We start from the raw sequence: 14047 nt of genomic DNA, 5'->3' as shown, positions 1-14047 counted from the left end.
GTCCGCGCGGGTGAGGCTCCCTTCGGGGGCCACCGCGCGGACGGCCCCGGCGCGCGCACCGGCTCAGTGCGAGGTGCGGCGCAGCCGGAGGCGTTCCTTCTCGGACAGGCCGCCCCACACGCCGAAGCGTTCGTCGTGGGTGAGGGCGTACTCGAGGCAGGCGGCGCGCATCTCGCACATGCCGCAGATGCGCTTCGCCTCACGCACCGAGCTGCCGGGCTCGGGGAAGAAGAAGTCCGCCCCGGTCTGCGCGCACAGGGCCTGTGCCTGCCAAGTGGAGGAGGCCGGCGTGATCGTTTCGAGGTGCATGTCACCGAGGCTGCCGGAGAGCGAAAAACGTTCGATCAACGGCGGATCAACGCGGTGCTCCGGGGGTGTGGCCGCCCTGATGATGCCGCGCGGCGCGTGCCCGGCGCACGGCGGCGCGCGGAGACGGCAAAAGCGCGATTGTCAGTGGGCGGTGCGAGACTCGGCAGAGCAGGCAACGAGCCCCTTCTGAGGAGGGCGAGGATGCTCACCACCCGTTTCGTCAGCGGCGCTCCCAACTGGGTCGACGTCGGCGCCCCCGACCTCGACGGTGCCGTCTCCTTCTACGGCGGTCTCTTCGGCTGGCGCTTCCGCTCGGCGGGGCCCGAGGCCGGCGGCTACGGCTTCTTCGAGCTGGACGGCCGGACGGTGGCCGGCGGTATGCGGACCACCCCGGAGCAGGGCCCGCCCTCCTGGACCGTGTACTTCCAGACCCCCGACGCGGAGGCCACGGTCGAAGCGACCGAGCAGGCGCACGGCGGGGTGCTCCTGCGGCCCATGGACGTGCTGGACCAAGGCCGCATGGCGCTCCTCACCGACAAGGCAGGCGTGCCGTTCGGCGTCTGGCAGCCGGGCCGGACCAGGGGGATCGACGTGGCGGGCGAGCCCGGCTCGCTGTGCTGGGTGGAGCTGTACACGCGGGACCTGCCGGCCGCCGCCGCGTACTACCACGCGGTACTGGGTCTGGAGACGTTCGGCGTGCCCTTCCCCGGCGGCGTCTACACCACGGTCACCCCCGCGGGCGGCGGAGAGGAGTCCATGTTCGGCGGCATGGTGCCGCTGTCCGACGACCCGACGGAGGCGGAGGCGCCGCCCTACTGGCTGTCGTACTTCGAGGTCGAGGACACGGACGCCGCCGTCGCCGACGCCGAGCGACTGGGCGGCACCGTCCGGATGCCCGCCACCGACATGCCGGACGTCGGCCGCATCGCCAAGCTGGCGGACCCGTACGGCGCCCGCTTCGCGGTGATCAAGAGCGTGCCGCAGCAGGGGGAAGAGGAGCCGGGGTAGCGGGAGGAGGAGCCCCGGTGCGGGAGGAGCCGCGGCCGCGGGAGGAGGAGCCTCGGCAGCGGGAGTGAGCCGAGGTCAGGCAGACGCGCGCCGCACCAGCGTCGTCGGCAGGACGACTCCGGTCGGGACGTCGCCTTCGCCAGGGACCTCGCGTTCGCCCGAGACGTCACCTCCGACCGGGACGTCGCCTTCGCCCGAGGCGTCACCTGCGGTCGAGACGTCGTCTTCACCCGAGACCTCGCCTCCGGCCAAGACCTCGCCTCCGGCCGAGACAGCACCTCCGGCCAAGACCTCGCATCCGGCCGAGACAGCACCTCCGGCCGAGACAGCGCCTCCGGCCGACGCATCGCCCGCGGCCCTGCGGTCCAGTCGCCGCAGCAGCAGCCGCGCCATCAGCCGGCCCATCTCCTCTATGGGCTGACGGACCGTCGTCAGCGGCGGGTCGGTCTGCTCGGCCAGCGGCAGCATGTCGTCGAAGCCCACCACGGCGACGTCCTCGGGCACCCGCCGCCCGCGTTCCCGCAGCACGCGCAGCGCACCCGTGGCGGTCAGGTCGTTCGCGGCGAACACGGCGTCCAGGCCGGGGACCCGGTCGAGGAGTTCCCGCATGGCGCGCTCGCCGCCCGCGGGGGTGAAGTCGCTCTCCACGACCAGCCGTGGATCGCCGTCCCCGACGGCGTCCCGGTAGCCGTCGAGCCGGTCCGCCGCCGAGGTCTGGTCGAGGGGCCCGGTGATGTGCGCGATCCGGGTGCGGCCGAGACCGGCGAGGTGCCGTACGGCCTGCCGGGCGCCGCCCCGGTTGTCGCTGTCGACGTACACGGCCTGCCGTGTGGCGTCGCTCCAGCCGGGCCGTCCGCCGAACACCGTGGGCACGCCGGCGCCCTGGATCAGGCCGGGCAGCGGGTCGTCGAGGTGCAGCGAGAACACCAGTGCGCCGTCGACATGGCCGCCCGCGAGGTAGCGGGCGACGCGGGCGTGGTCGGCGCGGCCCTCGGTGAGCAGCAGCACCAGCTGGTTGTCGTGGGCGGTCAGTTCCTTGCTGATGCCGCGCAGTTGCAGCGCGAAGAAGGGGTCGGCGAAGACCCGGGACTCCGGTTCGGCGATGACGACGGCGACCGCGTCGTGCCGCTTGGTCACCAGGCTGCGCGCCGCCTGGTTGGGGACGTAGCCCAGTTCCTCCACGGCCTGCCTGACCCGTTCCACGAGGGGTTCGCGGACGCCCTCCCCGCCGTTGACGACCCGGGAGACGGTGGCCCGCGACACGCCCGCCCGCGCGGCCACGGCCTCCAGCGTGGGACGCGACGCTCCCTCGGTCACTTCGGGACTCCTCCTCGGCGGTTGCCGATCAGGATAACCACGGGTGCCGGGCGGCGAGACGGCGGCGCGGGCACCGCGAAATCCCTTGCCGCGCCGCACGCCGGCCGGTGATGATCACGGCATGGCGACGAGCGGTACCCATGTCTGACAGCCCCGCCGGGACACGGCTCGTGCCGTACGCGCGGCTGCCGCGCGGCCACCACGACCGGACCGTCCTGGACAGCACGGTGGACGCCGACGGCCGCGCGCACTGGCTCCTCGGGGAGGCCAGACCGCGCGGTGCGGAGCGTGAGCCGTACGACGCCGTGGTGGTCACCGTCGGGGACGGGCGGCCCTACGAGACCCACCTGAGCGCCCTGACCGCCCGCTTCCCGCACCTCGCCGCCCTCCCCGACGGCGGTTTCCTGGTGGCGGACAGCCGGTCCCGGGAGGGCGACGAGCAGGTGCGGGTCTTCGACGCGCTGGGCCGCCCTTCGTGGACGTTCCGCGTCGGTGACGCCATCGAGCACCTGCTGACCGACGCGGCGGGCGACCTGTGGGTCGGTTACTTCGACGAGGGCGTCTACGGCGACGACCCGCTCAGCGCGCCCGGCCTGCGCCACTGGAGCGGCACGGGCGAGAGCGTGTGGGCGTACCAGCCGGCCGGCGGGGCGGACTGGATCTCCGACTGCTACGCGCTGAACGTGTCGGGGCACACCGCGTGGGCGTGCACCTACACGGGCTTCCCGCTGCTGGAGATCGGTGCCGGGCACGCGATCCGGGTGCGGAAGAACCCGGTGCAGGGGGTCAAGGGCCTCGCCGTGCACGGCGATCGCGCGGTGCTGTTCGGCGGTTACGGCGAGGACCACGACCGGCTCGTCGACTGCCGTCTCACGGACACGGCGGTGCGGCCCGTGACCGAGGGCCGGCTGCTCGGTCCCGGTGGTGGCCGGCTCGGCCGCCGCCGGCTGGTCTGCCGCGGCCCGCGGCTCTACGTCCAGGAACGGCCCGGCACGGAGTGGACCGTCCTGGACATCGGCTGACGTCAGTGCTCATCGGCTGACGTCAGTGCTCGTGCTGCCCGTGCGCCGCACGCGGCTGTGACCCGTGCGGCTCGTGCGGCTCGTGGCCCGGGATCGTGCCGTCCGTCTTCCTCACCAGGAACAGCCCCACCATCCCCATGTCGGAGTGGCTCTGGACATGGCAGTGGTACATCCACGCCCCGGCGCCCACCCCCTCCCCCGCGATCACCTGGAAGCCGAAGGAGTCCGCCGGGCCGACGATCTTGTTGTCGATGACGGGGCTGGGGTCCTCGGGGCCGGTCAGCATGCCGGTGCGGTTGTCGGCCCAGCGATGACCGTGCAGGTGGAACGTGTGGTAGTACTCGCCGTGCGTGATCATCACGAACTCGACCCGGTCGCCCACCGTCGCCTCGAAGTCCGGGCCGGTGTGCGGGGGCCGGTTGTTGATGGTCATGTCGTTGAAGACGATGGTGTGGGTGCGGTCCGGCAGGATGTCGCCCTTGCGGCGGACGATCACCGGCCCGTACAGGCCCTTGCGGATGCCGCCGGTGCCGTGTTCGGTGCCGACGACATGGTCGTGGTAGTGCCAGTAACCCGCGCTGCCCGCCCGCCAGGTGCCGTCCTTGCGGCGGCCGGGGGCGTGGGTGCGCCAGGTGTAGACGCGGGTGCCGCCGGGCTCCACGTCGCTTCTGTTCTGCTTGGTGCCGTCGCTGGAGATCTCGTAGTCGAGGCCGTGGACGTGCAGGCTCACCGGCACGTCCATGGTGTTCTCGAACTCGATGTGCAGGGTGTCGCCCTCGTTCAGCTCGATCAGCGGCCCGGGGATCGTCGCCTTGCCCTTCTCCAGGCCGTAGCCCATCTGCCCGTCGGCGAGCCGCTCGGCGTAGAGCCGGAGCCGTCGCACCTCGCCGCCGGCCGGCGCGGTCCTGACCGGTTCCGCGGCGTCGGCGCCGGTGGCCTCGACCGCCGCCGCCAGGGACAACGATGTCGCGGCGGCCGCGCCGCCCAGGAGCACCCGCCGGTTGAACCCACGTCTGTCCATGCCGAACTCCCCACTCCGGTACGGGATTCGAGACGGTAGCGGGGCTCACGGCGTTTATCCACACCCGGGACAAAGTTGGACCCGTTCCGGTCATATCTATTGGCGAACCGAGCAAAGAGGTCTAGCTTCCTTGGCGCTGTTGCTGTGACCGACGAGGGGTGGGTGGCCACATGCGGTCCACATCGCACCACAGACCGAGGGAACGACGACGGTCGAGGACCGGCGCACGAACCGGCACACGAACCGGCACACGAACCGGCGCGCGGACCGGCAGACGGGTCGCGACGGCCGCCCTGACCGCCGGTTTCCTCACGGCCGGACTGCTCTCCGGCTCCGCCGCGAACGCACGCCCGGCACCGGAACCGTCCCTGACAACGATGTCCGTCAAGTCGCCGCCGGGCGGCGCGAACGTACGGGTGCTGATCTTCTACGGCTCGGCGGCGGCCGGGGGCGAATCCCCCCTCGTCAACGCCGGGATCGAGGCCATCGAGCGGATCGGGCTGTCGGGTCCCGCGGACCAGCGCTTCAAGGTCGAGGCCACGGACGACGCCGCGGTCTTCACCGACGAGGCGAGGCTGGGCCGGTTCAACGCCGTCGTGTTCCTCACCGGGGGCGGCGACGTCCTCGACCCGGAGCAGGAGGCGGGCCTGGAGGCGTACATGGAGGCGGGCGGCGGTTTCGTCGGCCTGCACGACGCGGCCCGCGCGGAGCCGTACTCGGACTGGTTCACCGGGCTGATCGGCGCCCGCCCGGCCGCCTCCAGCCCGGCCGCGGTCCAGCGCGCGACGGTCGAGGTCGGCGACCGCCGGCACCCGGCCACCAAGGACCTGCCCGTGCAGTGGAAGCGCCCGGACCGGTGGTTCAACTGGGTGAAGAACCCCTCCGGTGAGGTGCACACGGTCGCCCGCGTGCGGGAGTCCACCTACCAGCCCGGAGCGAGCGCCAACGGCTGGGACCACCCGGTCAGCTGGTGCCGTGACTACGACGGCGGCCGCTCCTTCTACACCGGCATGGGCGGCACGGTGTCGTCGTACGACGAGACCGACTTCCGCGCGCATCTGCGCGGCGCCCTGCTGTGGACCACCCGCCTCGTGCGGGCCGACTGCAAGGCGACGATCAGCGGCAACTACAAGGCCGAGCGGCTCACCAAGCCCAACCAGCCGGGACGGAACGACCAGATCGGCGAACCGCACGGCCTGGTCACCGCCCCCGACGGACGGGTGTTCTACATCGGGCGCGGCGGTGCCGACTCCTCCCAGCCGGTGATCACCGACTGGAACGACCCCGACATCGGCAAGGGCAAGGGCGAGATCCACATCTACGACCCGAAGACCAAGCAGGTGACGCTCGCCGGCGCGCTGACCGTGTTCGGCAACAAGGGCGGCGGGGACGAACTGGTCAAGGTAGAGGAAGGTCTGCTCGGCATCGAACTGGACCCGCGGTTCGAGGAGAACGGCTGGGTGTATCTGCACTACACCCCGCACTCCGGGATCGACCGCGAGACCCGGATGGCCGAGCGGCGCGTCTCCCGCTTCACCCTCGACCGGAACACGGACAAGCTCGACCTGGGCAGCGAGAAGGTGCTGCTCAAGTGGCCGGTGCAGATCCACAGTTGCTGCCACGCGGGCGGCGGGATGGCCTGGGACTCCAAGGGCAACCTGTACATCGCGACCGGCGACAACAACTCCAGCCGCTTCAGCGACGGTTACTCCGGCAACAACCCGGAGCCGAACTACAAGGGCGTGTCCTTCGCCGACGCGCGCCGCACCGCCGGCAACACCAACAACCTCAACGGCAAGATCCTGCGCATCCACCCCGAGCCCGACGGGACGTACACGATCCCCGAGGGGAACCTCTTCACCGGCAGGGAGACCGACGAGGGCGGCGGCAAGACCCGCGGCGAGATCTACGTCATGGGCGTCAGGAACCCGGCGCGCATCTTCGTCGACAAGACCACCGACATCCTCTACGCGGGCTGGGTCGGTCCCGACGCCTCCGCGCCGTCCCCGGTGTGGGGCCCCGCGAAGTACGACACGTTCGCGGTCATCACCAAGGCGAGCAACCGCGGCTGGCCGTACTGCATGGGCAACAAGCAGCCCTACCGCGACCGCAACCTGCCCGACCCGTCCAAGCCGCTCGGCTGGTACGACTGCGACCGCCCGAAGAACGAGTCGCCCAACAACGACGGCCTGGTCAACCTGCCGCCCGTCACCGGCAACAACATCTGGTACTCCCCGCAGGGCGGCGGCCCCGACTTCCCGCGCGACGCCGCCGGAGTCCCGTCGTACAAGCCGGAGGAGGCCACCTACCGGCTGCCGTGGCTGAAGGGCGGCGGGCAGGCCGCGATGAACGGGCCGGTCTACCGGCACGCCGCCGTCACGCCCGGCAGCGACGTCGCCTGGCCCGCGTACTGGGACGGCAAGTGGTTCGTCGGCGACTTCTACGACGCCGACCAGCCGCGCAACGCCGTCCTGATGGACCCGAGGACGCAGGGCGACGGCGGACTGCCGGTGCACTCCGAGTCGCTGAAGAAGATCGTCCCCGTGGGCAACGACGGCATCAGGAACCTGATGGACTGGAAGTTCGGCCCGGACGGCGCGCTGTACGTGCTCGACTACGGCCGCGGCTTCTTCACCTCGGACGCCAAGTCGGCGCTGTGGCGGGTGACGTACACCGGCGGCGGTCCGACTCCGTCCGCCGACCGGCTCGCGAGGGGGTCGCAGTCGTGAGAACCGTACGACGTCAACGAAGAGCGGTGGCCGTGCTGCTGGCGGGGCTGCTCCTGCTGCTCGGGGTGCAGGCGGCCCCGGCGGCGCTCGGTCAGACCGAACCGTCCGCCGCGCCCGCCGCCGCGCAGGTGCTCACCTGGACGGCCGGTGACGACATCACCCGGTACACCTCGGCGCCGGCGACCGCGGTGGCGGGCCCGGCGACGATCGTCTTCGAGAACAGTGCGGCCACCGGCAACACCACCGGCATGCCGCACACCCTGACGTTCGCGACGAGCGACCCGGAGTTCAACGGCGACGTCCCGCTGAACATCCTCGCGACCCCCGGCGACGACATGGGCGGCCGGCACACCGCCGAGGTCACCCTGACCCCGGGCCGCTACTTCTACCACTGCACGATCCCCGGCCACGGCTCCATGCAGGGCATCCTCGTGGTGACCGAGGGAAGTGGCGAGGACACCACGCCGCCGCAGGCCACCGCCGAGGTGACCGGGACGCGGAACGGGCAGGGGCAGTACGTCGGGTCGGCGAGCGTCACGGTCCGGGCCACGGACGAGGCCGGCGGGTCGGGCGTGGACCGTGTCCAGTACGCGATCGGCACGTCGGGCGACTGGCTGCCGTACACGACCCCGGTCGTCATCGACCAGGTGGGCAGCCACACCGTCCGCTACCGCGCCTGGGACAAGGCCGGCAACGTCTCCGCCGAGCAGAGCGCCGAGTTCACCGTCGTCGCCCCGCCGTCGGACGACACCACACCGCCGGAGACCTCGGCGACGGTCAGCGGTGAACGCGATGCCGGCGGTGCGTATGTCGACATGGCGACGGTCACCGTCACCGCCTCGGACACCGGGTCCGGGGTGAACACCATCGAGTACGCGCTCGGCGCGTCCGGCGCGTGGCAGCCGTACACCGCGCCCGTGATGGTGCACCAGGCGGGCGCGCACACCGTGCGGTACCGCGCCACCGACAAGGCGGGCAACGTGGCCGCGGAGAAGAGCGTCGAGTTCACGGTGGTCACCGCGCCGCCGCAGGACACCACGCCGCCGGTCACCGGAGCGACCGTGGAGGGGACGCAGAACTCCGACGGGGCGTACGTCACCCGTGTCACGGTCACGGTGACCGCGACCGACGCGGGCGGATCGGGCGTCGACCGGATCGAGTACTCGCTCGACGGCGGACCGTATCTCGCCTACACGGCCCCGCTGATCGTCGACCGGGCCGGCGCGCACACCGTCGCCTACCGTGCCACCGACAAGGCCGGCAACACCTCCCCGGCCCGCACCGTGACCTTCACCGTGGTCCCGGGCCAGGTGCCGGCCCCGCCCTGCCCCGAGTACGACGAACGCCTCACGGTCATCGTCGGCACCGTCGACTCGGGTGTGCCGAACCGGGTCACGGACAACCGGTGCCGGATCAACGAGCTGATCGAGGACGAGAAGGAGTGGTCCTCGCACGCGCTGTTCCTCAAGCACGTGAAGACCGTCCTCGACCGGCTGCTGCGCGAAGGGGTCGTCGACCAGCGCGAGTACAACGCGATCCAGCGGGCCGCCCGCCAGTCCGGCATCGGCCGGCCGGGCCAGACCGACGGGTACCGCAAGATCTTCGACGGCAGCGCGCAGTCGTTCGCCGCCTGGCAGCACGTCGGCGGCGGCTCCTTCGCCCTCAACGCCGACGGGTCGATGACCAGCGGCACCACCAAGGCGGGCCTGGGCATGCTGTGGTTCCCGCAGCGCAAGTACGGCGACTTCTCGCTGCGCCTGCAGTGGCGGGACGACGCGCCGGGCACCGGCAACGCCAACTCCGGTGTCTTCGTGCGGTTCCCGTGGGTCCACGACCATCCCGAGGAGCCGCGGCCGGAGTGGGTCGCCATCAAGTACGGGCACGAGGTGCAGGTGCTCGACCGGCCCGACGGCGACATGTACAAGACCGGGTCGGTCTACGGCTTCGACCGGGTCGGCCTGGCCGGGGCCGGCGTCACCCAGAAGGGCACCTGGAACGACTACGAGATCCGGGTGGTGGACCAGCACTACTCGGTCTACCGCAACGGCGTGCTGATCAACGAGTTCGACAACACCGGCGGCCAGGAGTTCAGCCCGCCGCGCGCCGACGACCCGGGCACCGACGGGCGGCGGTTCGCCTCCGGCTACATCGGGCTCCAGGTGCACGGCACGACGGACGTGATCTCGTACCGCGACATCAGGATCAGGGAACTCTAGGAGGCGAGGAGGCCGGACAGAAGGCCTGGCAGGTCAGGTCCTCTTCGCCCGGCTCGGCTGTACCCGCTTGGGCTCCCCCGGCATCTTCGGATACTCCGGCGGGTACGGCAGGTCCCCCAGCCCGTGGTCGTGTTCGTCACGGCGGGCGAGGTCGAGCAGGGCGTCGAGGGAGTAGCGGTGCTCGTCCATGTCCGCGTGCACGTCGCCGGCCTCGGCGAAGCGCGCGGGCATGGTCGCGAGGTCGAAGTCCCGGGGGTGGGCCTCGCCGACCTCCTCCCAGCGCAGCGGCGCCGAGACGGGGGCGTGCGGGCGGGGCCGTACGGAGTAGGCGGAGGCGATGGTGCGGTCGCGGGCGGTCTGGTTGTAGTCCAGGAAGATGCGGTTGCCGCGCTCCTCCTTCCACCACTTGATGGTCACCCGGTCCGGCATCCGCCGCTCCATCTCCCGTCCGACGGCGATGGCGGCGCGCCGGACCTGGGTGAAGGTCCAGCGGGGCTCGATGGGCACGAAGACGTGCAGTCCGCGCCCGCCTGAGGTCTTCGGAAAGCCGCGCAGCCCGCCGAACTCCTCCAGCACGGCCCGCAGTTCGTGGGCGGCACGGACCGCGTCGTCGTAGTCGGTGCCGGGCTGCGGGTCGAGGTCGATGCGCAGTTCGTCGGGCCGGTCGACGTCGTCCCGGCGCACCGGCCAGGGGTGGAAGGTGAGGGTGCCGTACTGCGCGGCCCACACGACCGCGCCCTCCTCCGTCGGGCACATCTCGTCGGCGGTGCGTCCGCTGGGGAAGGTGATGTGCGCGGTGGGAATCCAGTCGGGCATGCTCTTGGGCGCCCGCTTCTGGAAGAACGACTCACCGCCCACCCCGTCGGGGTAGCGCTCCAGCGTGGTGGGCCGGTCCCGCAGGGCGCGCAGGATCCCGGGGCCGACGGCGATGTAGTACCGGGCGAGGTCCAGCTTGGTGAACCCGCGCTCGGGAAAGAACACCTTGTCCGGGTTGGTCAGCCGCACGGTCCGCCCACCCACGTCGAGTTCCACCGCTTCACCCATGCAGCCACGGTAGGCGTGCGGCACTTTTCTCGCATACCGGACGCCCGTCGCCCCGCGGGGAGTCAGGCTACTTGCCCACGCTCACCTTCTCGCTGTCGAGCAGCGCCGTGTGCGTGGCGGCCGTGATCATCAGGATCATCAGCAGGAACCCGGCGAGCGGGCTCTCGCTTTCGTTGCCCGGGTCGATCGCCAGGGCAACGCCCATGATGGCGATCTCGCCGACGACGTAGACGACCGCCAGCCACGGTTTCACCACACCCTTGACCGCCGCGACAACGAAGGGCACCGCGGCACACAGGCCCAGGGTGACGACCGGGACGAGCGTCCAGATCACCTTTGCCGCCGGGTGCTGGAACATGCGGGGCCGCGGCGGGGTGAGAGGGGTGTCGAAGTACGGGTTGGTGGCCATGCGGGACTCCTGAGTGATCGGGTGTGTGAGGGGCAGTGTGCTCGGGTGTGGCCTCGTGTGCCGGGGTTCGGCGGTGATTGCCCCGTACGGGTGATCACGCGGCGGTTCCGGGGCGGCTCCCGGCCGGATCGCTCGACGGGCGGGCGGCTGGGGGCGCTCCTAGAGTCGGACCATGGATCTGCCGGTCATGCCGCCCGTGAAGCCGATGCTCGCCAAGTCCGTGGCGAGGATTCCGCCGGACATGCATTACGAGGCGAAGTGGGACGGGTTCCGGGCGATCGTGTTTCGGGACGGGGACGAGGTGGAGCTGGGCAGCCGGACCGGGAAGCCGTTGACCAGGTATTTTCCGGAGCTGGTGGCGGCACTCAGGGAGCGGGTGCCCGCGCGGTGCGTGCTGGACGGGGAGATCGTGATCGCGCGGGAGGGGCGGCTGGACTTCGACGCGCTCACCGAGCGGATCCATCCGGCCGACTCGCGGGTGCGGATGCTGGCGGAGAAGACGCCGTCCTCCTTCGTGGCCTTCGACCTGCTGGCCCTCGACGACGAGTCCCTGCTGGACGTGCCGCTGGAAGACAGGCGCGCGCTGCTGGTCAGGGCGCTGTCGCAGACGACGCCGCCGGTGCACGTGGCGCCGGCGACGACCGACATCGAGGTGGCGCGGCAGTGGTTCGAGCAGTACGAGGGGGCGGGCCTGGACGGGGTGATCGCCAAGCCCCGGGCTTTGCGGTACCGCCAGGACGAGCGCGCCATGTACAAGATCAAGCACGAGCGGACCGCGGACGTGGTCGTCGCCGGCTACCGCCTCCACAAGAGCGGCCCGGTGGTCGGCTCGCTGCTGCTCGGGCTGTACGACGACCGGGGCGCGCTCCAGCACGTGGGAGTGTCCGCCGCGTTCCCGATGCGGCAGCGGGCCCTGCTGGTGGAGGAGCTGGAGCCGCTGCGCATGGAGGACGTCGCGGGGCATCCGTGGGCGGCGTGGGCCGAGGAGGCCGCCCACGAGTCGGCCCGGCTGCCCGGCGCGCCGAGCCGCTGGTCGGGCAAGAAGGACCTGTCGTGGGTGCCGCTGCGTCCGGAGCGGGTCGCGGAGGTGGCGTACGACCACATGGAGAACGGCGCCCGCTTCCGGCACACGGCCCGTTTCCGCCGCTGGCGCCCGGACCGGGCCCCGGAGAGCTGCACGTACGCCCAGCTGGAGGAGCCGGTGCGGTACGACCTCGCGGAGATCTTCGGCGAGGCGTGAGGCGTGAGGCGTGCGCCCATGACGCCTCGAAGGGGCGCCGTGAGGCTCAGGGCGTCATCAGCACCTTGACCGCGCCGTCCCGCTTGCGCTGGAACATCTCGTAGGCGTGCGGGGCGTCGTCCAGCGGGACGCGGTGGGTGGCGAAGTCGTCGACGCCGAGCGGGTCCTCGTCCGTGAGGTACGGGATGATCTCGTCGGTCCAGCGGCGGACGTTGGCCTGCCCCATGCGGATCTGGAGCTGCTTGTCGAACAGGGTCAGCATGGGCAGCGGGTCGGCCATGCCGCCGTAGACACCGACGACGGACAGGGTGCCGCCGCGGCGGACCAGCTCGATCGCGGTGTGCAGGGCGGCGAGCCGGTCCACGCTGAAGCGCTCCGCCAACGGGCCGCCGATGGACCGCGGCAGCAGCGCCGCGGCCTGCTGGGTAAGCTTGGCGGCGGCGCTGCCGTGCGCCTCGGTGCCCACCGCGTCGATCACGGCGTCCGGGCCCCGCCCGTCGGTCTCGTCGCGGATCGCGGCGACCAGGTCCTTCGCGCTGTCGAAGCTCTTCAGGTCGTACGTCTCGACGCCGCGCGCCCGCGCCCGCTCCAGCCGCTCGGGGACCAGGTCCACGCCGAACACCCGGCCGGCGCCGCGCACCTGGGCGACCCGGCAGGCCATGTCGCCGATGGGCCCGAGGCCGAGGACGGCGACGCTGCCGCCCTGCGGGACGTCGGCGTAGGCCACCGCCTGCCACGCGGTGGGCAGCACGTCGGAGAGGTAGACGAAACGGTCGTCCGGCGGGCCCTCGGGGACCTTGATCGGGCCGTACTGCGCCTGCGGGACCCGCAGGTACTCGGCCTGGCCGCCGGGGACCGCGCCGTACAGACGGGTGTAGCCGAACAGGGCGGCGCCCATGCCCTCGGCGTTGACCTGGGTGGTCTCGCACTGGGTCTGGAGCGCGTTCAGGCACATCCAGCAGTTGCCGCAGGCGATCTGGAACGGGACCACGACCCGGTCGCCGGCCTTCAGGTCGGGCACTCCGGCGCCGACCTCCTCGACGATGCCCATCGGTTCGTGGCCGAGGATGTCGCCGGGGGTCATGAACGGGGTGAGCACCTCGTACAGGTGCAGATCCGAGCCGCACAGCCCGGTGGAGGTGACGCGGATGATCGCGTCCGTCGGCTCCTCGATCCGTGGATCGGGCACGTTCTCCACGCTGATCTTCCGCTTGCCCTGCCATGTCACTGCCCTCATCGTCCGCGCTCCCTCTCTCGCGCCCCGGGGGCCCGTCCTGCGGTTGGCGCGGGCCGGGTACCCGGAGGTGCTCCGCCGAACCACGGGCCTGCGCCGATCGGCGCATTCGGCGCCCTCCGCGCGTGCCATCGGCGTGAGCGGGGGCGGAACTTCCGAAGTGACCGGGTATGGCGATGTATCAGCGGATAAGCGCACAATCGAGAACACGGGACTGGGCGGGTGGCGACGGTGGGCACAGCACGAAGAGCACCCCTGGGGCACGTCGGCACGACGCCGATGGTGCCGGGCGGCACGCGCCTGGGGCACCTCGGCACGGCGACGGCGCCGGGAGGGGCCCCTCCGGACCGCCTCGACGAGGCAGCGGTGGCAGCGGGGGCCGCGGTATCAGGGGGTGCCCTTCCGGGCCGCCCCGAAGTGGCGGGCCCTCCAAGTCACACCAGCCTCAAGGGGCCTGGGAGTGGCGGAGGGAACCTCTGGCCCGATCGGTGCCAGGAT

The 14047-nt window shown here is 71.8% G+C and carries 10 protein-coding genes and 1 pseudogene; 5 read left to right on the top strand and 6 right to left on the bottom strand.

The window, feature by feature from the left end:
* Positions 1-63: 63 nt before the first annotated feature.
* Complete coding sequence (locus tag AB0K92_RS22410) at positions 64-309, bottom strand: WhiB family transcriptional regulator (protein ID WP_365925464.1); 246 nt, start codon at positions 307-309, stop codon at positions 64-66.
* 201 nt (positions 310-510) lie between these two features.
* Between AB0K92_RS22410 and AB0K92_RS22405 the strand changes: the two genes are divergently transcribed.
* The gene (locus AB0K92_RS22405; protein ID WP_365925462.1) at positions 511-1317 is read left to right on the top strand and encodes a VOC family protein; all 807 of its coding nucleotides are present in this window, start codon (positions 511-513) and stop codon (positions 1315-1317) included.
* Between the two features lie 366 nt (positions 1318-1683).
* Here AB0K92_RS22405 and AB0K92_RS22400 read toward each other — a convergent pair.
* A pseudogene (locus tag AB0K92_RS22400) lies at positions 1684-2634 on the bottom strand (LacI family DNA-binding transcriptional regulator); the annotation flags it as partial.
* 140 nt (positions 2635-2774) lie between these two features.
* On the opposite strand from AB0K92_RS22400, the gene AB0K92_RS22395 reads away from it, so the two are divergent.
* Positions 2775-3656 carry a hypothetical protein gene (locus AB0K92_RS22395; protein WP_365925460.1) on the top strand — a complete coding sequence of 294 codons (882 nt, stop codon included), beginning with the start codon at positions 2775-2777 and terminating at the stop codon, positions 3654-3656.
* Between the two features lie 22 nt (positions 3657-3678).
* On the opposite strand, the gene AB0K92_RS22390 is transcribed toward AB0K92_RS22395, so the two are convergent.
* A complete protein-coding gene (locus tag AB0K92_RS22390; protein WP_365925458.1) occupies positions 3679-4677 on the bottom strand; it encodes a multicopper oxidase domain-containing protein in 999 nt (332 codons plus the stop codon).
* 293 nt (positions 4678-4970) lie between these two features.
* On the opposite strand from AB0K92_RS22390, the gene AB0K92_RS22385 reads away from it, so the two are divergent.
* The gene (locus AB0K92_RS22385; RefSeq protein ID WP_365925567.1) at positions 4971-7406 is read left to right on the top strand and encodes a ThuA domain-containing protein; all 2436 of its coding nucleotides are present in this window, start codon (positions 4971-4973) and stop codon (positions 7404-7406) included.
* A gap of 26 nt (positions 7407-7432) precedes the next feature.
* On the top strand, positions 7433-9622 hold the full coding sequence (locus AB0K92_RS22380) for a family 16 glycoside hydrolase (RefSeq protein WP_365925456.1): 2190 nt from the start codon (positions 7433-7435) through the stop codon (positions 9620-9622).
* A gap of 33 nt (positions 9623-9655) precedes the next feature.
* On the opposite strand, the gene ligD is transcribed toward AB0K92_RS22380, so the two are convergent.
* Together ligD and AB0K92_RS22370 are read right to left on the bottom strand one after the other, a co-directional pair.
* On the bottom strand, positions 9656-10666 hold the full coding sequence (gene ligD, locus AB0K92_RS22375; protein ID WP_365925454.1) for a non-homologous end-joining DNA ligase: 1011 nt from the start codon (positions 10664-10666) through the stop codon (positions 9656-9658).
* 67 nt (positions 10667-10733) lie between these two features.
* The gene (locus tag AB0K92_RS22370; protein ID WP_365925452.1) at positions 10734-11075 is read right to left on the bottom strand and encodes a hypothetical protein; all 342 of its coding nucleotides are present in this window, start codon (positions 11073-11075) and stop codon (positions 10734-10736) included.
* A gap of 172 nt (positions 11076-11247) precedes the next feature.
* Here AB0K92_RS22370 and AB0K92_RS22365 point away from each other — a divergent pair, with 172 nt between their 5' ends.
* Positions 11248-12315, top strand: coding sequence for an ATP-dependent DNA ligase (locus AB0K92_RS22365; RefSeq protein WP_365925450.1), 1068 nt, complete (start codon positions 11248-11250; stop codon positions 12313-12315).
* Between the two features lie 46 nt (positions 12316-12361).
* Here AB0K92_RS22365 and AB0K92_RS22360 read toward each other — a convergent pair whose 3' ends face one another.
* Positions 12362-13552, bottom strand: a complete 1191-nt coding sequence (locus AB0K92_RS22360) for a zinc-dependent alcohol dehydrogenase (protein WP_365925448.1) — start codon at positions 13550-13552, stop codon at positions 12362-12364.
* Between the last annotated feature and the right edge of the window lie 495 nt (positions 13553-14047).

Source organism: Streptomyces sp. NPDC052687 (assembly GCF_040678395.1).
In the GTDB taxonomy this organism is placed as follows: Bacteria; Actinomycetota; Actinomycetes; order Streptomycetales; family Streptomycetaceae; genus Streptomyces.
This window is presented reverse-complemented; position numbering and strand designations above follow the sequence as displayed.